Source organism: Singulisphaera rosea, from assembly GCF_054877945.1.
The window spans coordinates 137,951-158,516 of sequence record NZ_JBTYIP020000008.1 but is presented as its reverse complement, the minus strand read 5'-3'; the positions used below and the strand labels follow the sequence as shown (position 1 = coordinate 158,516).

General features: G+C 63.3%; 16 protein-coding genes and 1 tRNA gene. 9 read left to right on the top strand and 8 right to left on the bottom strand.

Features of this window, described 5'->3' with window-relative positions; all coding sequences use genetic code 11:
* Nucleotides 1-29 precede the first annotated feature (29 nt).
* From ACYOEI_RS16325 to rpoN, 3 genes are all read left to right on the top strand, one after another.
* Nucleotides 30-383, top strand: coding sequence for a YbaB/EbfC family nucleoid-associated protein (locus ACYOEI_RS16325; RefSeq protein ID WP_462850589.1), 354 nt, complete (start codon nt 30-32; stop codon nt 381-383).
* A 3-nt stretch (nt 384-386) separates the two neighbouring features.
* Nucleotides 387-992: a recombination mediator RecR gene (recR, locus tag ACYOEI_RS16320; RefSeq protein ID WP_462850588.1), complete on the top strand. Its 606-nt coding sequence runs from the start codon at nt 387-389 to the stop codon at nt 990-992.
* A gap of 205 nt (nt 993-1,197) precedes the next feature.
* Nucleotides 1,198-2,619 (top strand): RNA polymerase factor sigma-54, encoded by a 1,422-nt coding sequence (rpoN, locus tag ACYOEI_RS16315; protein WP_462850587.1) that lies wholly within the window; start codon nt 1,198-1,200, stop codon nt 2,617-2,619.
* A 329-nt stretch (nt 2,620-2,948) separates the two neighbouring features.
* Here the strand turns inward: rpoN and ACYOEI_RS16310 are convergent, their stop codons facing one another.
* Together ACYOEI_RS16310 and ACYOEI_RS16305 are read right to left on the bottom strand one after the other, a co-directional pair.
* Entirely contained in the window at nt 2,949-4,400 is a 1,452-nt protein-coding gene (locus ACYOEI_RS16310; protein WP_462850586.1) for a DUF1501 domain-containing protein, read from the bottom strand.
* Between the two features lie 229 nt (nt 4,401-4,629).
* Nucleotides 4,630-6,081, bottom strand: coding sequence for a sigma-54-dependent transcriptional regulator (locus tag ACYOEI_RS16305; protein ID WP_462850585.1), 1,452 nt, complete (start codon nt 6,079-6,081; stop codon nt 4,630-4,632).
* A gap of 235 nt (nt 6,082-6,316) precedes the next feature.
* Between ACYOEI_RS16305 and ACYOEI_RS16300 the strand changes: the two genes are divergently transcribed.
* Nucleotides 6,317-6,523 carry a hypothetical protein gene (locus tag ACYOEI_RS16300; protein ID WP_462850584.1) on the top strand — a complete coding sequence of 69 codons (207 nt, stop codon included), beginning with the start codon at nt 6,317-6,319 and terminating at the stop codon, nt 6,521-6,523.
* Between the two features lie 227 nt (nt 6,524-6,750).
* On the opposite strand, the gene xerC is transcribed toward ACYOEI_RS16300, so the two are convergent.
* Nucleotides 6,751-7,638 (bottom strand): tyrosine recombinase XerC, encoded by an 888-nt coding sequence (gene xerC / locus ACYOEI_RS16295; protein ID WP_462850583.1) that lies wholly within the window; start codon nt 7,636-7,638, stop codon nt 6,751-6,753.
* A gap of 263 nt (nt 7,639-7,901) precedes the next feature.
* Between xerC and ACYOEI_RS16290 the strand changes: the two genes are divergently transcribed.
* Nucleotides 7,902-7,974: transfer RNA gene (locus ACYOEI_RS16290), tRNA-Met, on the top strand.
* A gap of 614 nt (nt 7,975-8,588) precedes the next feature.
* On the top strand, nt 8,589-9,047 hold the full coding sequence (locus tag ACYOEI_RS16285; RefSeq protein ID WP_462850582.1) for an acyl-CoA thioesterase: 459 nt from the start codon (nt 8,589-8,591) through the stop codon (nt 9,045-9,047).
* A gap of 59 nt (nt 9,048-9,106) precedes the next feature.
* On the opposite strand, the gene ACYOEI_RS16280 is transcribed toward ACYOEI_RS16285, so the two are convergent.
* The 3 genes from ACYOEI_RS16280 to ACYOEI_RS16270 form a co-directional block, all read right to left on the bottom strand.
* Nucleotides 9,107-10,804, bottom strand: a complete 1,698-nt coding sequence (locus ACYOEI_RS16280; protein ID WP_462850581.1) for an ATP-binding protein — start codon at nt 10,802-10,804, stop codon at nt 9,107-9,109.
* A 214-nt stretch (nt 10,805-11,018) separates the two neighbouring features.
* On the bottom strand, nt 11,019-12,134 hold the full coding sequence (locus ACYOEI_RS16275) for an MlaD family protein (protein ID WP_462850580.1): 1,116 nt from the start codon (nt 12,132-12,134) through the stop codon (nt 11,019-11,021).
* A gap of 112 nt (nt 12,135-12,246) precedes the next feature.
* Nucleotides 12,247-13,029 (bottom strand): MlaE family ABC transporter permease, encoded by a 783-nt coding sequence (locus ACYOEI_RS16270; RefSeq protein WP_462850579.1) that lies wholly within the window; start codon nt 13,027-13,029, stop codon nt 12,247-12,249.
* 831 nt (nt 13,030-13,860) lie between these two features.
* On the opposite strand from ACYOEI_RS16270, the gene ACYOEI_RS16265 reads away from it, so the two are divergent.
* Nucleotides 13,861-14,649, top strand: a complete 789-nt coding sequence (locus ACYOEI_RS16265) for a PEP-CTERM sorting domain-containing protein (RefSeq protein WP_462850578.1) — start codon at nt 13,861-13,863, stop codon at nt 14,647-14,649.
* 265 nt (nt 14,650-14,914) lie between these two features.
* Entirely contained in the window at nt 14,915-16,285 is a 1,371-nt protein-coding gene (locus tag ACYOEI_RS16260; RefSeq protein WP_462850577.1) for a choice-of-anchor E domain-containing protein, read from the top strand.
* Between the two features lie 64 nt (nt 16,286-16,349).
* On the opposite strand, the gene ACYOEI_RS16255 is transcribed toward ACYOEI_RS16260, so the two are convergent.
* Complete coding sequence (locus tag ACYOEI_RS16255) at nt 16,350-17,318, bottom strand: aldo/keto reductase (RefSeq protein WP_462850576.1); 969 nt, start codon at nt 17,316-17,318, stop codon at nt 16,350-16,352.
* A gap of 122 nt (nt 17,319-17,440) precedes the next feature.
* Between ACYOEI_RS16255 and ACYOEI_RS16250 the strand changes: the two genes are divergently transcribed.
* Nucleotides 17,441-18,034, top strand: coding sequence for a hypothetical protein (locus tag ACYOEI_RS16250; protein ID WP_462850575.1), 594 nt, complete (start codon nt 17,441-17,443; stop codon nt 18,032-18,034).
* 93 nt (nt 18,035-18,127) lie between these two features.
* Here the strand turns inward: ACYOEI_RS16250 and asnB are convergent, their stop codons facing one another.
* Nucleotides 18,128-20,134, bottom strand: coding sequence for an asparagine synthase (glutamine-hydrolyzing) (asnB, locus tag ACYOEI_RS16245; protein WP_462850574.1), 2,007 nt, complete (start codon nt 20,132-20,134; stop codon nt 18,128-18,130).
* Between the last annotated feature and the right edge of the window lie 432 nt (nt 20,135-20,566).

Here is a 20,566-nt window from a genome sequence, read left to right as displayed (position 1 = left end):
GGAGAACTCACTGATCAAGAAGGTGCGCCGTGTTCAACAATCTAGGCAATCTCGCGGAGCTGATGCGGAATGCCGGCAAGTTGCGCGAGGGGGTCGAAAAGGCCACCGAATCGCTCGGCCAGGTCCAGGTCGAAGGGACGTCCGGCGGCGGAGTGGTGACGGCCCGGGTCAACGGGAAACTCGAGCTCCTCTCGATTCGGATCGATCCGAAGCTTCTCGCCGACGGCGACGCCGAGCTCCTTGAGGACCTGGTCACTGCGGCCGTCAACCAGGCCCTTACTCGCGCCAGGGAGGCCGCGGCCAAGTCGATCTCGTCACTCGCCGGCGGCCTCCCGATCCCCGGGTTGTCGGGCCTTTTCGGCCAGGGTGGTGGAGGGAGCTGAGCCATGGCGGGATACTCCGCGGCGGTGGAGAGGCTGATCGAAGCCTTCGGCCGATTGCCCGGCATCGGGGCGAAAAGCGCCGAGCGGCTCGCCCACCACCTCTTGAAATGCCCGGCCGAGGAGGCCCTGGCCCTTGCGGACGCGATCCGAGACGTCAAGGATCGCGTCCGGCACTGTCAGACCTGCTTCCACCTGACCGAGGCCGACGAACCCCTTTGTGCCATCTGCAGGGATCCCAAACGCGACTCGGCGGTGGTCTGCGTGGTCGAGCAACCGCGCGACCTACTGGCGCTCGAGAAGGCCGGCACGTTCGAGGGAGTCTACCACGTCCTCCTCGGTCGCCTCGCCCCGTTGCAAGGCATGGGGCCCGACCAGTTGACCCTCGACGCCCTCGAGGCCCGAGCCCGTTCCGGGACGATCCGGGAGGTCATCATGGCGACCAACCCGAACCTCGAAGGGGACGGGACCGCCTTGCTCGTGGCCAATCGCCTCGAGAACACCGGCGTCCCGATCACCAGGCTCGCCCGAGGGCTCGCGTCGGGAAGCGTGCTCGAATTCGCAAATAAAGAAATGCTCGCCGATGCGATCAACGGACGACAACGATTCTGAACGGGGCCGGGCTCGTCGGGGCTTCGCGGTCCGGCACCGAATTTGCTTCTGAAGGTGGCCACTGTTGCGACAAACCTCGCGACGTGGCCCATAATCGTGGTGGCGGATCGCTCCGGCTCCTCAGTGTGTCTCCCCGGCTTTTGCGACGCGGCGGCCGTTTCGGTCACACTTGTCATTCCTCATCTTCACGGCGGAATTCAGGACCATGCGTCTCGACACCTCCCAGCAGATGCGGACCGATATGCGCCTCCGCATGGCGCCTCGCATGATCCAGTCGATGGAGATATTGCAACTGCCCCTGATGGCCTTGCAGGAACGGATCGATCAGGAGCTGAGCGAGAATCCGGTCCTCGTCGACCTTCGCGAGGCACCCGCCCCCGAGAATGATTCGGAGGAAGCCCCCGCGGCCGGCGGCGAAGAGGCGTCTTCGACCGAGTATGAAGGGTCCGACGACTGGGCGGAATCGTTCAGCGAGCACCGGATGAGCCGGGCGGCGCTGAGTGAAGAGGCGGATCGCAAGCACGACGCGATGCAGAACATGGCCTCGCGGCCCCGATCGCTGCACGACGACCTATCCGATCAACTCGGCTTTCTCGACAGCGAGCCTGCCGTCCGGGCCCTCGCCGAGTACATCATCTTCAACCTCGACGACAAAGGGTTCCTCACCCACGAACTCAATGACGTGGTCCGCGACTTCGGCGGCGATGTCACGATGGCCCAGGCCGAGGAAGCCCTCGCCCTGGTGCAGAAGCTCGATCCGCCCGGAGTCGGTGCGCGGAACCTCCGCGAGTGCCTCCTGCTCCAACTCACCCCCGACGTGCCCTGTCGCGACGTCCTCCACGTCCTGATCTCCAACCATCTCGACGACCTCCAGCAGAATCGCCTGCCGGCCATCGAGAAGAAGACCGGGATCCCGATTGATGAGATCAAGGAGGCGATCGACCAGCTTCGACGATTGAATCCGAGGCCGGGCGAACGCTACGCACCTGAGAATGCGCAGTACGTCGTCCCCGACCTCATCGTCGAAGCGAACGAGCACGGGGAATACGAGGTCCGCCTGATCGACGAGCACACGCCGCAACTTTCGATCTCGCGGTACTACCAGAAGCAGCTCAAGAACAAGCAGACCGACGCCGCCGCCCGCGAGTTCATCCAGAAACGGATTCAATCGGCCCGTTGGTTGATCGAGTCCATCGAACAGAGGCGCAACACGCTGCTCAAAGTGGCTCGCGCGATCATCGAACACCAGAAAGACTTCCTGGACAAGGGTCCGGAATTCATCGAGCCCCTGAAGATGCAGCAGATTGCCGACCGCGTCCACGTCCACGTCACGACCGTGAGCCGAGCGGTCGACGACAAATGGGTCCAGACTCCTCGAGGGATCTTCGCGCTCAAACGCTTCTTCGGTGGCGGGACGACCACGGCCGACGGCGAAGAAGTCGCCTGGGACACGATCAAGCAGAAACTGCTCGAGATCATCGCCAAGGAAGACAAGCTGAATCCCCTCTCCGACGAGGAGATCGTCGAAGAGCTGGGTCGTCACGGCTTCCCCGTCGCCCGGCGCACGGTGACCAAGTACCGCCGAACTCTCCGGATCCCCTCGAGCCGTCAGCGTAAGCGTTTTTGACCGACGACCGACCATCGGGCTGGAAATGGTCACGGATGAAACACGGATAGATCAGGGAATCAGAGGATTTATCAACAGATCGCGCGGGTGAACACAGATTGAAAATCTGATTGATTTGTCGAATTGTTTTTCTGTGTCGATCTGCGTCATCTGTTGATCGGTCTCTTTCCTTTTTTATTTATGATTTTGATGTTGTGTAGTCCGATGCTCCGTCATAGTTCCAGAAGTCCCGCCAAGCCACCAGACGCAGAAAGAAACCCCGCCGGCTCTGTGGAGCCGGCGGGGTTTCTTTGATCGGTCGGGCGTGAGATTGAGACGACCGCGAAAGCTCAGGCGAGGATGTCGGTGATGACCTTGCCGTGAACGTCGGTGAGGCGGAAGTCTCGGCCGGCGTAACGGTAGGTGAATGTCTCGTGGTCGAAGCCGAGGAGGTGGAGGACGGTGGCGTGGAGGTCGTGGACGTGGACCTTCTTTTCCACCGCCTGGAACCCGAACTCGTCGGTGGCGCCGTGGACGTATCCCCCCTTCACGCCGCCGCCGGCCATCCAGGTCGTGAACCCGTAATGGTTGTGGTCGCGGCCGTTCATCTTGCCCTGGTTCGCCCCCGGAGTGGGGAGCTCGACGGTCGGGGTTCGCCCGAATTCGCCTCCCCAGATCACGAGGGTGTCCTCGAGCATCCCGCGCAGTTTCAGATCCTTGAGGAGGGCGGCGATGGGCTGGTCGCACTCCTTGGCGAGTTGCCGGTGGGCGACCGCGATGTCGTCGTGGCTGTCCCAGGGCTGGCCGGCCCCGTGCCAGAGCTGGATATAACGGACTCCCCGCTCGAGGAGGCGCCTGGCGATCAGGAGCTGCCGCCCCTGGACGCCCGGCCCGTACATCTCGCGGATCCACTCCGGCTCTCGACCGACGTCGAAAGCGTCGCCGGCCTCGGCCTGCATCCGGAAGGCCAGCTCGAACGATTGGATCCTCGCCTCGAGCTCGGCCTCCTTGTGGCGCCTGGCCTGGTGCTCGCGGTTGAGCTCCTGGAGGAGGTCGATTTGGGAGCGTTGGGCATCTCGAGAAATGGTTCGATTCTTGATGTGCTGAATCAGTTTCTCGATGTCGGTGTGCTGGCTGTCGATGTACGTCCCCTGGTACACTCCGGGGAGGAACCCGGCCTGCCAGTTCTGCGACTCGGCGATCGGGAAGCCCCCCGGGCACATGACCAGGAAGCCCGGCAGGTTCTGGTTCTCGGTCCCCAGGCCGTAAAGGACCCAGGATCCGACGCTCGGCCTCGCCTGCCTCGCCTCGCCGCAATTCATGAGCATCAACGAAGGCTCATGGTTGGGGACGTCGGCGTGCATCGAACGGATCACGCAGATGTCGTCGATGCACTCCGCGGTCCTCGAGAAGAGCTCGCTGACCTCGATGCCGCTCTGGCCGTACTTCCGGAAGGAGAACGGCGAGGCGAAGGCCGCCCCCGTCTTCCGTTCGGTGGGGAGATTCGAGGGGATGGACTTGCCCGAGTGCTTCGTCAAGGCCGGCTTGGGGTCGAACGTGTCGACGTGCGACGGCCCCCCGTTCATGAACAGGTGAATGACCCGTTTCGCCTTGGGGGCGAACTGGGGCGGCCTGGAGACGAGCGGAGTCAAGGACTCGGCCCCCTGGGCGGGGGTCGTCAGCAGGTCCGCTTCGGACATCAGGCCGCCGAGCGCGAGTGCGCCGAAACCCATCCCCGCTCGGCAGAGGGCTTCGCGGCGGGTCAAGAGTTCGGGCAGGCTTCGGGTGGGGTGGTGGGGCATGGCTCGGGGACCTTCGGAGGGAAGTTCGGGCGGGGGACCGGCCACCTGGCGAGATGGCCCCATCCTACCAGGCATGGGGCGTCCTCGGGAGGTCGTTTCCTCGCCAAGGGCCCGTCGCGACGCCTCGCCTCTCGGCCGTGACGCGGGTCCTTTGACGACTTCCATCCAACGGGCCAACGCGGGGCCTGGGAGCCCGAGTAGCTCGCAACGCCTGGGGGAGAAGGCCCGATCAATTGATCCAGATCGGGCCGTCGACGAGGAGCCCGTATTTCTTCATCTTCTTGTAGAGCGTGGTGCGGTTGATGTCGAGCACCCGGGCCGTCTCCTGGCGATTCCAGTTGAGCGACTGGAGAGCCTGGATGATGTACTTCTTCTCGGGTTCCTCGAGCGACTCCTTGAGGGGGCGGATGCTCGTGGCCGGCCGGGCCTTGGCGATCCGCGGGGCGGCCGGCTGGCTCATGCTCGTCGAGATGTGACCCGAGGTGATGCGACTCCCCTGACAGAGCCCGACGGCGGCCTGGATCAGTTCCTCGAGCTCTCGCACGTTGCCCGGCCAGTCGTGTTTGTTGAGGGCCTCGAGGGCGTCTCGGGTGAACCCGACGACATTCTTATTCTGTTCGAGGGAGAACTTGACCCGGAACGACTCCGCGAGCAAGTCGATGTCGCCGACCCGATGACGCAGCGGGGGCAAGACCAGGGAGATCGCGCCGATCCTGTGGTAGAGGTCCTGGCGAAACGCCCCTTGTTCGACCAGGGCCATCAGGTTCTCGCTCGTCGTCATGACCAGCCGGACGTCGGGGCTCGGAGCCCGACCGGGGACCTGGGCCCCGACTCCTCGGTCCTGGAGGAAGCGGTAGAGGCCCTGCTCGAGCTCGTCGCTGAGATTCGAGACCTCGTCGAGTAAAAGAGTACCCCCTTCGGCCTCCGCGAACTTCCGCGGCCAGTCGATCGCCGGCAGGCTATTCAGGTGGTTGCGGTCATCGTCCCCCGAAGGGTCATCGCCTCGAGGCCGGCAATCGAGGAGGATGAAAGGCGGCGTGCCACGCGCGGCGACGCTGTGCAGAAGCTTGGCGAGGAGTGACTTGCCCGTCCCCGACTCTCCCATGATCAGGATCGGGAGACGCAGGGGGGCGATGGACGTCGCCAGCTCGATCACCTGACGGAGGCTCGGGTCGTTTCCGACGAATCCCCGGTCGCGAGTCGGTTGTTCCGGCCTCGACTGGGGCATCGCCGTGCGACTTACGGCCGTCGTGGGGGTGATCCCGTTGGTCGAGGGGGTGATGGCCGTGAGGATGGCGTTATCGAGCGGGCCGAACGTGGGGGCGAGTGCTTGAATCACGGCGGCGCGGAGCTCGGTGGCCGGGACCGGGTATTTCAGGACGATCATCGCCCCCATCCGGAGGGCTTCCTTCGTCCGCTCGGGGAAGGACCCCGGGAAGAGGAGGATCACCGGCACGCTCCGATGCTTACGCCTCATGTAGGCGAGCACTTCCAGCCCCTCGAAGTCGGTGGGGTCGGCACCGAGGACCATCAGGTCGACGCCCCCCCGCTCCATCGCACGGACCGCGGCGCGATCGTTCGGCGCTTCCTCGATGTCATGTCCCATCGACGTCAGCATCGACGTGAGGAGGGCCAGGGCCGACGGCTCGGGGTGAACGATTAGTAGTCGAGGTTTGCTCATGAGTTCAGCCTCTCGCCAATTGCGCCCGCTTGGGACTCGTGTTCGGTGAGTCAACTCCATGGAACCGCGGAGCCGTCCCGAGATCGCCCCTGCTTCGGGACGTCCCGTGGCCGTGACCCCCGTCCCTTCCTGCCGGCCCGCGGACCACTCCCACGTTTTTCGAGGTCCCCGATCGGGATCCGGAGAACGTAGGGTCGGTTGAGCGTTACGGAAGAGAGGAGTTCATTTCGGTCGCATGCCCATCATCTTCGTGAAGCCGGCCCCCGGGACTTCCGGGGGCGGCTCCGGCCATTCGGTGCCGTCGCCGGTGCTTCGGATACTGCGAATCCAATCGGACTATCGGGACGCTCGGGCCTTCGACTTGCCGGTCCAGGCCGCCCCACCATCGAAGCCCTCGGCCAGCCCGGATCCCACGTCCGGAGAAATCAATGGCCATGACTAAGTTAATGGATGATACGAATCTCGTCGAAGTAAGGTTTGCTATGATCGCCTGTAAAGTATCGGATCTTGACGTTTTCGTTCGCAAGATCACATGTTCGGGACGGACCCGGGCCTCGACCCCGACCCCGGCGAGTGCCACCGCGGCACCCGCTCACTCAAGTCGACTGCGACCCGAGTGGGCCGCAGATTCGGCCCCGAATTCCGTGGGGGGGACCCATCCGCGCGGCCTCAACGGGCGCGAGGGTGGGCATCCTGATAGATACTAATCATTCTTTCTTGGGTGACATGGGTGTAGATTTGGGTTGTGGTCAGTTTCCGGTGCCCGAGCAGCTCCTGCACACTCCTCAGGTCGGCCCCGCGGTCGAGCATATGGGTGGCGAAGCTGTGACGAAGCGTGTGGGGGCTGGCCGAAGGGTCGAGACCGAGGCCGAGCAAGTATTCCTCCAGGAGTCGGCCCACGCTCCGGGTGGTGAGCCGGCCCCCGAAGCGGTTGAGGAAGACCGCCGGTTCATCCGGCTGCTTCGGCCGACGCATCTCGAGCCAGCGTGAGACCCAGAGAGTCGCCATGCGCCCGACTGGACATAGTCGCTCGCGACGGCCCTTCCCACGGACACGGACCATTTCCTGTTCGTGATCGAAGTCCTTCAAGTTCAATCCGACAAGCTCGCTGACACGGAGACCCCCCCCGTATAGAGTCTCGAGCATCGCCCGATCTCGGACGCCGAGCGCCTCCCCGGTCGGGATTGCGTCCAGCAGTTGGATGACCTCCTCGACCCTGAGCATCTTCGGCAGGCGCCGGGCTTGCTTCGGATTCCGAAGGCCGCCGGCCGGGTCCGTGTCGAGCAGCCCTTGACGTCGCTGAAACCGATAGTAGGACCGAAGGCTCGCCAGGCGACGCGCGGTCGTGCTGGCCGCGTACCCTCGTCCGTTGAGCCATGCCGAATACCTTCGAAGACGGCGGGAGTCGGCCGAAGTAGGGTCAGCCTCCTCACCATCCTCTTCTTCGAGGAACTGTTGGAAGAGACCCAGATCGACCTCATACGACCGAATCGTGTGGGTGGAGGCGTTTTGCTCGACCTTCAAGTGGTCGAGGTAAGCACGGATCGTCGGATGCATCGCGTTCTCCCAGAGGTGACCCGGGCCTCGATCGTACTCGGGCCCTGGTTCACTAATGTCGGCGTTTCAATCGTCGACATCCCAACGCATCCGCGGGCCATCGCCCGTCACGCTCTGTCGAGTCTCCGCACAACTAGGAAGGTTTAAAGCAATTCTCGGGCCAATTGATGCCGGATCTCAACATGGACGAGGCTTCCGCCGCAATTCCCACATAATTTTGAGGAGGGCCTTTCCTTTGGGCGGGCGAGGTGCTACTATTCGGGTGCGCCGTGGAGCAGCGGTTAGCTCGCCAGGCTCATAACCTGGAGGTCGTAGGTTCGATTCCTGCCGGCGCAATTTTGATTCGATTAAGACCCCACTCGCGTGGGGTCTTTTTTTTAGGTGCCCCATTCACTTCCGATCAAATCCTCCTAACTCCGTGGGAGTTCACGAGGACGACCACGGAGTGGCCTCAGTCGCGGAATGGTAGGTTGGGGCTTTCAGGAATTATAGGCTCTCTTTCTTATTGTCGTATGAGTTTTCCCCCAAAGGGGTCGGAGATTTGTCGCTCCAAGGGGGATGAACGTGGGGCGAGAACTCGCAGCCAAACTCTTGCTCGCCTCGCTTTCGCCCCGATCGGTATTTCCGTCTTGAGAAGCTCGAGTCAATCGCTCGGGTCCTCTCGTTTTGAGAAGTCTTCTCAGATTGATCGAAACGATTCGGAGAGTTGGGACGAGAGGCCATGGAGAGCCCGGGTCGGGCCCGCCTGGATCCTGGGCCTCGAAACGAACCAGGCCTGTGGAGCCACTGAGCCGGAACCCTTGGTTCGGCAATCGCTCGTCCTTTCGCCTGACATGCGGATGCGATTTCGTTCAACGAGACGAGGGGTGAGAGGCTAAACTCGAATTTCGCCAACCGAACTGGGCCTCTCCCGGTTCGGTAGCATTCCTTGTGTTTCGAGCCAGAACCGCATGCCGACTCCACTCGAAGACGAGACGCTGACCCACCGGCTGATCCTTCCCCGCGACGCCAATCATCATGGCACCCTTTATGCCGGGGTGCTGTTGTCCCTGGCGCTCGAAGCGGCCTATGCGACGGCGTATCGGGCGGCCGGGCTCAACGCGAACCTCGTCCTGAAGCGTGTCCTGGACCTCCGGTGCTATGCACCCGTGCCCATTGGCCGTGTGGTCGAGATCCGCGGGTACGAGGTCCATCGCGCCCGGGCGCAGGTTGTGGTCGCACTTTTCGGAACGCCGTTCGCTGACCGTCCCAAGCCCTGGATGGACGCGGTCATGCAATTCGTGCAGGTGGATAAGGAAGGGCACCCCGAACCGCTCGACGACACTCCCAAGGACCGGCCGCTCGAGTTGCCCGTACCCTGGTCCTCGCTCCGCGAGCGGGCGAACCGCCTGCTGGCGATCCGCTCTTGATGACGTGTCCATGGATTGCAAGCGAGGCGATGACGGACTAGAGCCGGTATCCTCGGGGATCAGCCCGGGATGATCGGGGCCTCGGAGGTTTGCCGGGGGTCGCTCCGCCGCATCGGCAACTCGATGATGAATTGGGAGCCCTGACCGACCCGAGAGTTGACCACAATCTTACCGCCGTGTTCGCGGACGATCTTCTGCGAGACCGGTAATCCCAGACCCGTGCCGCGCGAACCCTTGGTCGACGCGAAGACCTGGAAGATCGACGCGATCTCCGAGGCTTCGATTCCCACTCCATTGTCGGCGACCGAGACCCGGGCACAGAGCGCTTGAGGATCCCAGGTGGTCGTGACGTGGACCCTCGGGTCGGCGATCCCTTCGGACGCGTCGATGGCGTTGGTCACGATATTCAGGACGGCCCGGTGGATCCCGTCTTCGTCGATCAGCACCTTGGGCAGGGCGGGGTCGGGCTTCCAGACGATCTCGACCCCTAGTTCCTGGGCTCGGGACTGCATCAACTCGACGACGTCGGACACCGTCTCGTTGAGGTCGCTCGGCTCGAGGGCGGGCTCGCGATCCTTCGAGAACGAGAGCATGTCCATCACGAGGTTGTAGATCTTCGTCTGGTTCTTGCCGAGGATCGTCCAGCCTCGGCGGACGATGACGTCGTCCTTCTCCTTGAGGCCCAGGTCGATGAGGGAACTCCCCCCCTGGATCCCCTGGAGGATGTTCTTGATGTGGTGCGAGAGCGTGGCGATCGTCTGGCCGACGGCCGCGAGCTTCTCGGCCTGAATCTTGTCGTTATAGAAGACGGTGTTCTCGATCGCCAACCCGGCCTGGTGGCCGATGGCGGCCATCAGCATGAGGTGGTCCTGCGAGAACCGGCTCCGCGACCCGACATTATTGAGGTCGCTGAAGACGATCCCGCTGGCGGCGCGGATGTCGGCGTAAAGGACGCCGAGGGTGACGTGCCGGCCCTGGACCGGGACGCAAATCGCCTCGCGGATGCCGAAGTCGACGATCGACTGCGCGGGGCCGAATCGCTTGTCGCCGGGGGCGTCCGAGGTGATGACCCCCTGTCCCTTGTCGAGCACGTGGTCGACGATCGTCCTGGAGATCGTCATCCGTTCGTCGGGCTCGGCGGTTCCCTGCCAGCGAGCGGCCTTGGTGATCAGTTGCCCGGCATCATCTTTCAGGAGGATCGCGCCTCGGTCGGCGCCGATGGATTCGAAGACAAGCTCGAGGATCTGCGGCAGGAGCGCGTCGATCTCCATGACGTGGCTGATCGCCTGCGTCGCGCGATACATGACCGAAAGGTTCAGCAGCTTATCCTTGAGCCAGCCGCCGGCCACTTCGGGCGCCTGGAGCACACGCGAGCCTTCGCCGGCGGGGATGCTCTTGAGGATCGCCGAGCGGTCATCCTTGCTCGTCCGACTCAGGACGTCGACGCGCGCGGTCAGGTCGCGCTCGCCGCCCCCCTCATTGAAGAGCATGACCGTCTGGCCAAGTTGGAGCCGGTCACCCGACCGGAGTGGGGCCTGGTCGACGGGTTGACCGTTGAGGTAGGTCCCGTTCGCCGAACCCAGGTCGACGATCCGGAAGGAGTCGTCGACGGGTCGAACCTCGGCATGGCGGCGAGAGACTTCGGTGTCGTGGAGCCGGATGGGGTTCGACTGATCTCGCCCCAGCGCCATGGGTTTGGATTTCAGTTCGAACCGCTTACCCTGGTCGGCCCCTTGGATTACGAACAAGGAGGCCACGGGGGTGTCCTCTCCTCGGCTCGGGGCGTGGTCGCGAAGGCTAATTCCTGTCCCCAACCTAATCGACCCCTGGGCGACCGTCAACCCGTGGGTCCCCCTCTCCGAGCGTTTGCCGGTTTCTCCTGACCGCCTTCGAAACTCGCCGGAGAACCGTGCCAGCTCGCTCGTGCGCGGAGCGTATTCCGAGTTAGTTCGGAATAGGACGCGGAGCCGTTCAGGTTTGGGGCGTGAAGAGGATGATCTCGATCCGGCGCGGGGGGAGGTTTTGCCCGTCACTTGCCGGCATTCGGGGGACTTGCGTTCCGAATCCGACGGCGGCGACCTTTCGACTGCCGAACCATCCGACCGAGCCGATCGAGTGCTGGTTGATGAGATACTTACGGACGGCGTCCGCCTGCTCTTGGGTGAGGATCTGGGCCAGATCCTGGTCGCGAGCATCGTCGGTGAATGCGGCGATTACGACCTCGGACGCAGGCCGTCGGACGGACTTGAACCAACCCGCGACTTCGTCGAGCTTCTGTCGGCCGATGGTGGTCAGGACCGATCGGCCCGGCTCGAAGAGATCCGCCTCGCGCAAGGTCCTGCTGTCTCGCTCGGCGCCGGGGTGGAAGAGGACTCGGTCCCGGTCGAAGAACGAACGGTCGTTGAAGTACCGCGAGAGCGGCCACGTCCTCTTGAGGGCCGCGAGGTTCTCCTCGAGGTCGTTCAGGGTCCGCTCGCCTCGGTCGGAGAGGAGGACCAGCTTGCGATACGCCTCCTCATCCTGGACGAGCTTTCCCAGGCTGCCCTGCCCTTTGCGAATCGACGCGGCGATCAAGTTGATCTCGGTAAGGCCTTGCTCGGCGGCCGAGGCCACGGCGTCGACCCGTTGCAGGGTACCCCCCGCCTTTCGAAGGAGGTCGGCGACCTCGACCGGCTGCTCGGTGGCCAGGATCCCCGAATCGGCCAGGGGTGGGGCGTCGGGACGGCCAGGGACGATCTCCACGACCTTGGCGCCGACGACCCCCTCGGTCACGATTCTCGCCAAGGCGTCGGAGCGGACCAGCGGCTTCAACCTTGCATCGACGCGAAGGGCCAAGCGGACGGGTTGGCCCGGCGCCGAGGGGGGCTTGACCTCCTCGACAACCCCGGCGTCCATCCCCTGGACGCGAACCCTCTGGCCGGCTTCGAGGCCGCCGATCGTCGTGAAGTCGACCAGGACAGGGAAGGTCGCCTGGACCCGCCACTGCCGGCTCGCCACCCGCATCGTCCCGTAACCGGCCACTGCCAGGACGGCGAGGACAAACCCGGCAATGCTCAGTGCTCGCCAACGGCCGATTTCATGGCTCATCTGACACCCCCGATGGAGGTCACGAGTCGACGCCCTCGTGGATCCTGGAATGCCGCTGCGGTCTCCAAGGTTGATTCTAGCAATCGTGCTCGTCGCTCGCGAATCCCACGAATCAATTCCGCCAACCCAGTGCCGAGACCGTGACTTGGATCCAGGGGACGAGGATCACGTTCGCAACGAAGACCGCGATCGTGGCCCGAACCACGCCGAGGGTCGCCGCGTGACCAACCGATTCGGCGGATCGATCCGCCTTTAGTCCGGTGCGGCATCCTACAAGCCCAATGAGCAAACCGAAGACCCCGGTCTTGAGCGTCGCGGGTATCACGTCGGATAGCCTCAGGAACAGAAGCGACTTGTTCCAAAAGAGCTGCGCAGTCAGGTTCCCGGCGATAAGCTCGGCTCCCATCCCGCCGAGGATAGCAGAGGCGTCGATCACCACTGTAAGGAATGGGACGGCCAGGACGCACGCGATCGTCCGAGGGGCGACCAATGTCGGAATCGGGAGTGCCCCGAGCACTTCTCGAGCCTCGACCTCGTCGGCCAAGACCATCGAGCCGAGTTCGGCCGCCAGCCCTGCTCCCATGCGTCCCGCGACGAGGAGGGCCGCGAGCATCGGCCCCGTTTCCACCAGGACGGCCACGGACAGGATGCTCGGGAGCGTCGCCTCAACTCCATACGTGACAAGCAGACGACGGGTTTGGAGCCAGGTCACGAGCCCGACGCTGAGCCCGGCGATCAGGATGATCGGCAGGCTCCCGAGTGAAACCCGTTCGAACTGGCGGACGACATCCCCGGGCCTTCGTATCAAGGCGATCGGCATGGCCAGGATCGTGCGTGTCGCGAAATCCGCGAACCGTCCGAGATCCTCGAGCAGTCCTGTCATCCTCGCGAACATCGCTCTGACCTCCCGGCGCTCGACTGGTCATACCCAAAGAGTATTCGCGTCATGAGAGAAGAATCTCAACACCTGCGCACGACAGCACCCTCTCGCTTCGCTCATCTCGACTCAAGAAGACGGGCTCAACGCGAAATCGCGCCATGCTCTCCGTTCGGGAAGGTCCGCGTCCAGGGAAGTGGCTCCAAGCTATTTGTGGGAATGACGCGATCTCGGGTTCAATTTCCGCACGATACACCTCTCAAAGGGCGAAAATCCATGGATCTGGGGAATTGGGGTAGATTTGGCGGTTTTAATCCTGGGTTGCTTCGGAGGTCTTCGAAAGGTCAGGACGAGTCCGTTCGCAGGGGTCAATGCGAGATTTGTCGTGGATCGATACGCGCGATTGGATGTTGCTTTTTAAAAACCTTGGAGTCGAATTCATAGCCGAAGGAGTGATCGAGATTGCGAGCGATGGAGAGCGAGCTAAGATGAGTAAATCCTTAGCAGGACGCCTCCTTGCGAGGCCAGCGGTGGTCAAATCGAAGGCCGGCTGGGGATCGAACGAAATCCCACGGACGGATGAGCTAGTCTTGAGAGGTCAGATTCGATTTCTCAGGATTGCGTGAATCATCAGTTCATGAGAACGATTGAGCGGTCTGGCAGGAGTTTGCGATGGTCCTCACCCTCCGAGCATCGAATCTGCATCGGGTGGGATGGACCCTTGGCGTGATGGCAGGGCCACCAAGAACGTCTTGGTTCGGGTTTTGCAATTCACCGCGGCCGGCGTCTTGATTCATAGCTGGCTTCGTCATCAGGCCAATTGAGCGAGTATACTGAAGGAGTGCTCCTATGCGTTCGATCCTGGTCTCTCTCGCTGCATGGATGATTCTTGGTCAAACCTTCGCACTGGCGGATGTGACCGCGGTCCAGACCGTAACGATCCCGAGCACGCAAACCGACTGGAACACGTCGACCTCCAGCCTGAGTGGGATCAATCCGTTGACCTTCGCCAAGTTCGACACGAGCCTGGGGACTTTGCAGTCGGTCAACCTCACGGTGGCCTACACGATCACCCAGTCGGTCAAACTGACCTTCACCCCCGTGAGTTCGGCGACCCAGTCGGCGACGCTAGGCGCGACGACGTCGATGGCCTCGAATCCGAACCAAGGGACGAACATCAACCTCAATCTCGGCACGGGTGGCACGGCCACGAATCTCGTGAACATCCAGGCACCGGTCCTCCAGTATTCCAAGACGTACAACCCCGGGAGCACGACGCAGGTCTTCTCGACCGACCTGCCGCCGACCTCTCCCTACTATCTGACCCCGCTGAACGGTTCGAGCAACGTCGTCCAAGGGTCCGTTGACAAGACGATCACCGACCCCTCGCAGCTCGGGCTCTTCACCGGTTCGGGGACGATCGGGCTGCCGTCGGACGCGACTTCGGGCGCAACGCACACGATCTCGGGAGGTAACGGCGGCGTCATGAATTTGACCTACGCCGGGATCACCGTGAACATCTCCTACAACTACACACCCAACACCGTTCCCGAACCCTCGAGCGTTGCCTTGTTCGGAATCGGCGGGGTTGGCATGCTCGTCCTGGTTCGTCGGTCTCGCCGCCGGATCGCGGCGTGACCCCTCTTGTCAGGAAGGTTGTGAGTCCTTCGGGGCTCGACGGCAAGGCGTCGATTTGCTAAGCGAGACTGGATTCCTCCCTCCTTCCCACTCTGACCTACCACTCGACAAGACATCCGAAATGTGCCGTCCTGATGGACGTGTTCGAGGTTCTCGGCGACGCATCGGTTGCTGATGTTCGGCGTCAGGATCGCCTTCAGCTACGGGCAACGCACTCCTCGACGAGTTGAGACACCCACACCGGCCGTACTGAAGAGGTTTTGCCATGACCGCGCTGGGAAGCGATTCCAACGAAGAGACTTCAAGGGTCCCACGCGAGCGGGGTGACTGGAGACGTTCGTTCTCGGCGAAGAAATCAAAACCCTTCATCGAGGCGCTGGACGTCCGCTGGCTCCTCAGCGCCGGGTTGGCCAGCACCTTCGTCGACGGGAACGGCAATGTCGTCGAGAGCCCGGCCGCCGGTCCGGTCAGCGCCTTCGAGCTGACCGCGACGCCGGACGCGACTCCGATCACCACCCCGACGCAGACGGCCTCGGCGACTCAGTTCACGAATTTCAGCGACGTCACGCTCTCGCCGGTGATCAACCTCTTCGATCCGACGCTGGGGACGCTGATGAGCGTCACCCTTTCCCACTCGGTGACGTACAACAGCACGATCTCGACCCAGAACCTGAGCCAAAACTCATCGGCGGACATCACGGCGTCCCTGAGCGGGACCTACGAGATCAACGGGATTAACCAGCAGGTCTCCGGTTCGGCGTCGGCCAGCCAGGGACCGATCACTGACGGTCCTTACGATCCGAACAATCCCGACGGGAATAAAATTCCCCCGATCGTCCTGAACAAGACCGATGCACCGGCCGCGGTCACGCTCACCGACGCCTCCGACCTCGCCTTCTACACCGCCTCATCCGGCCGGGCGACCATCACGCCGACCTTCAGCGCGACCGGTTTCGGCACCGCCGACGCCCCGAACGGCAACCTCGACACCACCGCTGTGACGACAGCGGAAGGGTCGGTGACGATCTCCTATACCTACATCCCCGCCACGCCGACACCCACTCCGACGCCGACGCCCACTCCGACCCCGACGCCCACTCCGACGCCGACACCCACTCCGACGCCCACCCCGACCCCGACCCCGACGCCGACACCCACTCCGACGCCGACACCCACTCCGACACCGACGCCCACTCCGACCCCGCCGGTGGTGCAGACTCTCATCCGGTATGGCGTCCACCACCAGCAAACGCGGTTTGTGCTCACGTTCCTGGGGAATGTGGACGGCGCCATGGCGTCCAACCCCTCGAATTACTATATCTTCACTCCTACGGGGGCGAGGATTCCCATCCGGTCGGCGATCTACGACTCCGGGTCGAATTCGGTGCTGTTGATTCCGACCCGCCGGATTAATGTCCACTACCGATTCGACATGTCGGTCAAACTCCCATCGGCGAATGGGGGCACCGTGGTCGTCCCGTTCGGCGGGAAACAGGACCTTGGCGGGTTCACCGACCACCAGGGGCGCTTCGTCCCCGTGGCGAATGGACACATCGTCAAATTCTCGCACGCCATGAGCGTCCGGGCGATGAGGGCCGGACATGCAAAAGCGGCGCATCGACCTCGGATCCACTGACCGAACGCTCCCCTCTCTCGAAAATGAGGGGGAGCCTTGACTTACGAGGGTTCGACTTCCCGCGTCACTTGCCGAGGGGCCGACGCGGGAGGGTCCACCATGCGGCGTCGCATGCGGCGAGCGTTTCCTCGTCGAGGTTGAGGTCGACGGCCGCAAGCGTATCATCGAGCTGCTCGGGTCGGCTGGCGCCAACGATGGCGGAGGTGATGCCGGCTCGAGAGAGCACCCAGGCGACGCTGACCGCGGCAAGCGAGAGCCGATGGTCCTCGCAGAAAGTGCGCAAGGTACGGACGGCCTCGAATTGGGCCGTGTGCCAGTAGCGTTCCCGGTAGAGCTCGCCGGACACTCCGAGTGTGAACCGAGTCCCGGCACTGGGAGGAGCGTCTCCCGCGTGCTTGCCCGTTAACATCCCGCCGGCCAGGGGATTGTAGACGATGATGCCGACCCCCTGATCCTGGCAGAGCGGGAGCAGTTCCGTCTCGATCTCCCGGTAGAGGATGTTGTAGCGCGGTTGGACGCAGTCATATCGAGCCAACCCCGCGCGTTCGCTCGTGCCGATCGCCAAGGCGAGCTGCCATGCGGCGTAATTCGAGCATCCGACATATCGGACCTTCCCGGACCGGACGAGATCGTCGAAGGCGCGGAGCGTCTCGTCGATCGGGGTCTCCGGGTCCGGCATGTGGGCCTGATAGAGGTCGATCCAATCGGTCTTGAGCCTTCGGAGGCTGGCTTCGCAAGAGGCCAGGATGTGCCGCCGTGAGAGCCCCTGGTCGTTCGCCCCGTGGCCGACACGGATCCGGCACTTGGTGGCCAGGACCATCTCCTGACGACGACCATTCTTCTCGAGCCAACGCCCGATGATCTCTTCGGTCCGTCCCGCGGTTTCCGGCGATGGCGGGATCGGATAAGCGTCCGCCGTGTCGATGAATGTGACGCCTCGGTCCGTGGCCACGTCGAGGATTCGCCCGGACGTGACTTCGTCGGCCTGCCCGGCGAAGGTCATCGTCCCCAGGCAGATCTCGGAAACCTTCAAGCCGGTCCGTCCTAGCCGCCGATTCTTCATTCTTGCCCCCCGAATCCAAACTTTCACCCTGCGCCATTCCCATGAACAGTCCGCCTCGGTCTGCCTTTCCCCTGTCCGACTGGAAAGACGCCTTGGTCGCCGACCTCGAACGAGTCGCGATCCGCGACCGTTGGGGGACGTCGTTCATGGCCGTCGGATGGATCCATTTGGCGACTCACCTCTCCTGCCAGCTCCTGATCTACAACGACATCAAGCCCCACGTCAATTTCGTGGGCCTCTGGGCCTTGGAGCTGGTCGCCAACCTCTACGTCGTCCGACGGATTTCCGGGCGAGGATGGTATCGCTCGACGCCGTTGATGGTCGTCCTCTCTCGCGTTTGGGCGACCTTCCTGATTCTGTCGTTCAACCTCGCCTCGCTCAATACCCTCACGGGCTGGTCGCTCGACTGGTTCAAGCCGGTCTGGACGACCTTGAGCACCTTCGGGTTCGCGACGACGGCCTACCTCGTCAATCCCTGGTACTTCGTGCCGGCCGTCCAGATGTATTTCACCGGCCTGCTCATGGTCACGAATCCCGACTGGCAATACCTGATCTACGGGATTTCGTGGTGGACGACCTTCCAGGGCTTGGGACTTGTCCTCGAGATTCGCAAGCGGCGTCACCTCGAGTCGGACCGCGTCCGCACGGAGATCTCCACGCCCGAGGTCGAAGAGGTCCTGGCCTGAGCCCCCAATCATAAGGATGGCCCCGCCTCCTCTCGAGCGAGGGAGACGGGGCCGTCACGGCTTGGGGTGGTCGAGTTCCGAAGGACCTGAACGTCAACCGACGTGGGCCGGGAAATGGGCCACGTCGACCAGCGTGGTCGTCAACGCGTCGGCGTGGTGGACGGCCGGGGGCGTCCACACCGGGAGGTCGCAGAGCCCGCCCCCGCAATACGTGTGGTACCAGAGCTGCGTCGCCACGATGCTGGTCAACCCCATGTCGAGGCCAAGCTGCTTCGGGGTGATCCTCGGGAAGCTTCCTCGGAGCTTGCGTGCCTCGGCAACCTTCTTAGGGTCGAAGAAACCCGTCTCGGCCAGCGACTGCGGGCTCAAGAGCTGGTCGACCCAGCTCGGTCGCGAGTGATCCAGGAAGGTCTTCGAGAGGCTGGCCCGGAACATCGTCTTGGGCCGGTTCGCGATCGCCTTCGGGAGCGTCCTGGCCGCGACCTGGCGCAGGATCCACTTGTCGGTCATCCCGTGCAGCTTGTAGCTCGGGTCGAGGCTCGCACAGAAGTTGATCACGTCGTCATCGAGGAATGGGTATCGGGTCTCGATCGACGAGTTCATCGCGATCCGGTCGCCCTTCGAGAAGAGCAGCATCCCCGCGAGCATCACCTTGTAGCCGACGTAGAGCGACTGGTTCAAGGGATGCCAGCGCGAGAATCGGTCGTTCGTGATGTCCAGGTCATCGTAAGCTGAGTGGCCATCGAGCTGGTCCCACATCCCGTTTGAGAAGAAGAGCGTGCGCGACTGTCCCAGGACGTCGTAGAGATCCTGCTGGGCCGTGCGGGCGCCGGCGATGGGCATCCGATCGGGCCAACGACTCCGGTCGCCGCCGATGGAGCCGAGCATCAGGCCCCGGAGCATCCTCGGGATACCTCGGCCGAACCGGCTGGCAAACGCCTCGCGGATCTTATGGCCCTTGAACCACATGTATCCGGCGAGCGCCTCGTCGGATCCCTCTCCCGTCAGGGCGACTTTGAACCCCTGGCCGTGGACGGCGGAGGCGAGCTTCATCAGGCAGGCGCACGAGGTGTCGAGGACGGGGACCTCGGCGGCTCGGATCAGCTCCGGGTAGGCCGCGGCGATATCACCCCGATTCATCGTCACGGTCGTGAGCGGCGAGCCGAGCGCCTCGGCCGACTCGGTCGATTGCGAGCGCTCATCGGGGCCCGCTCGATCGAGCCCGATCGTGAACGACCGGACCGCCTGTCCGCGCTGTCGGCTGCTCAAACCGAGCACGACCGTCGAGTCGAGGCCACCGCTGATATAACTGACAACCGGGACGTCACCCCGCAGCCGGCGCTCGACCGCCTGTCGGAGCAACCCTTCGAGCTCGTCGATCAACGGGGCGGGGTTGTCAAGCCGACGCTCTTGCCCTGCGTCGGGGAAGTCGAGATCCCAGTATTTGCGGAGCTCGACCCGACCGTCGCGGACCCGCAGGTAGTGTCCGGGAGGGATCGACTTGATCCCCTCGAACATCGTCCGCGTCGTCCCGGCGGCGAAGAATTGGAAGAAGTGGTCGAGCCCTTTCGGGTCGGGACGCGCGTCGACGAGTCCGGACGCGAGCAGGGCCTTGATCTCCGACCCCCAGAGGAGCCAGCCATCCCGCTCGGTGTAGTAGAGCGGGCAGATGCCCACTCGGTCCCGTCCCAGGATCAAGGTCCGAGTCTCGCGGTCCCAGAGCGAGACCGCGAACTGCCCCCGGGCCTTCTCGAGCATCCCCTCGCCGAAGTCTTCGTAGAGGTGGACCCAGGCTTCGGTGTCGCAGCGCGTTGCCAGGTGATGGCCGCGAGTCAGAAGCTGTTGGCGGAGCTCGGGATATTCGAATAGCTCGCCGTTGAACGCGACCCAGATATTACCCCGCTCATTCGGGATCGGTTGCCGACCCCCCGCGAGGTCGACGATCGAGAGCCGCCGGGCCCCCAGGATGACCCCCGGCTCGGAGTGAAAATGCTCGTCGTCGGGCCCGCGATGGGCGATGGCTCCGGTCATGGACAGGAGCCGGTGGGTGGGGAATTCGCGCGTACCGCTCAGATCCAACGCACCGGCGATTCCGCACATGGCAAACACGCTCCGCGTTGCATTCTCGGTCGTAGATCGCCCACAAGATGCGAAACAAAGGAGGACGAACGAGAAAAGAGGCTCTGGGTGAACTATACACGAAAAATGAACGACGGGACTGGAACGATTAGGGGATGCGATTGCCAAGTATGGGATTTGCCGTGAATGCCGTCTGGCCTGCCAGAGGATCTGATAAAGTTCTCCCCCCGGTAGGCGGGACGCTCCTGCCCCGCTCTTTCTCCCCCGGTGCGCGAAGAACCCTTTCCCTTTTCTCACTCCCCATGATACGTGAGGTAATCTTGCTTTGCACTTTCACCCCCCGGTGCACGGGTAACCCTTATCCCGTGTTCGTTGCGAGAGTTGCGGGGCAATAGTGCCCCGCCTACCGGGGGGTATGGTCATGCCTCTGAGTCTGTGCCGACGACACGATCA

Excerpts from the sequence above, each read along its gene's own strand:
- recR (WP_462850588.1), top strand. The coding sequence starts at position 387 with ATGGCGGGATACTCCGCGGCGGTGGAGAGGCTGATCGAAGCCTTCGGC.
- rpoN (WP_462850587.1), top strand. The coding sequence starts at position 1,198 with ATGCGTCTCGACACCTCCCAGCAGATGCGGACCGATATGCGCCTCCGC.
- ACYOEI_RS16310 (WP_462850586.1), bottom strand. The coding sequence starts at position 4,400 with ATGCCCCACCACCCCACCCGAAGCCTGCCCGAACTCTTGACCCGCCGC.
- ACYOEI_RS16305 (WP_462850585.1), bottom strand. The coding sequence starts at position 6,081 with ATGAGCAAACCTCGACTACTAATCGTTCACCCCGAGCCGTCGGCCCTG.
- ACYOEI_RS16300 (WP_462850584.1), top strand. The coding sequence starts at position 6,317 with ATGCCCATCATCTTCGTGAAGCCGGCCCCCGGGACTTCCGGGGGCGGC.
- xerC (WP_462850583.1), bottom strand. The coding sequence starts at position 7,638 with ATGCATCCGACGATCCGTGCTTACCTCGACCACTTGAAGGTCGAGCAA.
- ACYOEI_RS16285 (WP_462850582.1), top strand. The coding sequence starts at position 8,589 with ATGCCGACTCCACTCGAAGACGAGACGCTGACCCACCGGCTGATCCTT.
- ACYOEI_RS16275 (WP_462850580.1), bottom strand. The coding sequence starts at position 12,134 with ATGAGCCATGAAATCGGCCGTTGGCGAGCACTGAGCATTGCCGGGTTT.
- ACYOEI_RS16270 (WP_462850579.1), bottom strand. The coding sequence starts at position 13,029 with ATGTTCGCGAGGATGACAGGACTGCTCGAGGATCTCGGACGGTTCGCG.
- ACYOEI_RS16265 (WP_462850578.1), top strand. The coding sequence starts at position 13,861 with ATGCGTTCGATCCTGGTCTCTCTCGCTGCATGGATGATTCTTGGTCAA.
- ACYOEI_RS16260 (WP_462850577.1), top strand. The coding sequence starts at position 14,915 with ATGACCGCGCTGGGAAGCGATTCCAACGAAGAGACTTCAAGGGTCCCA.
- asnB (WP_462850574.1), bottom strand. The coding sequence starts at position 20,134 with ATGTGCGGAATCGCCGGTGCGTTGGATCTGAGCGGTACGCGCGAATTC.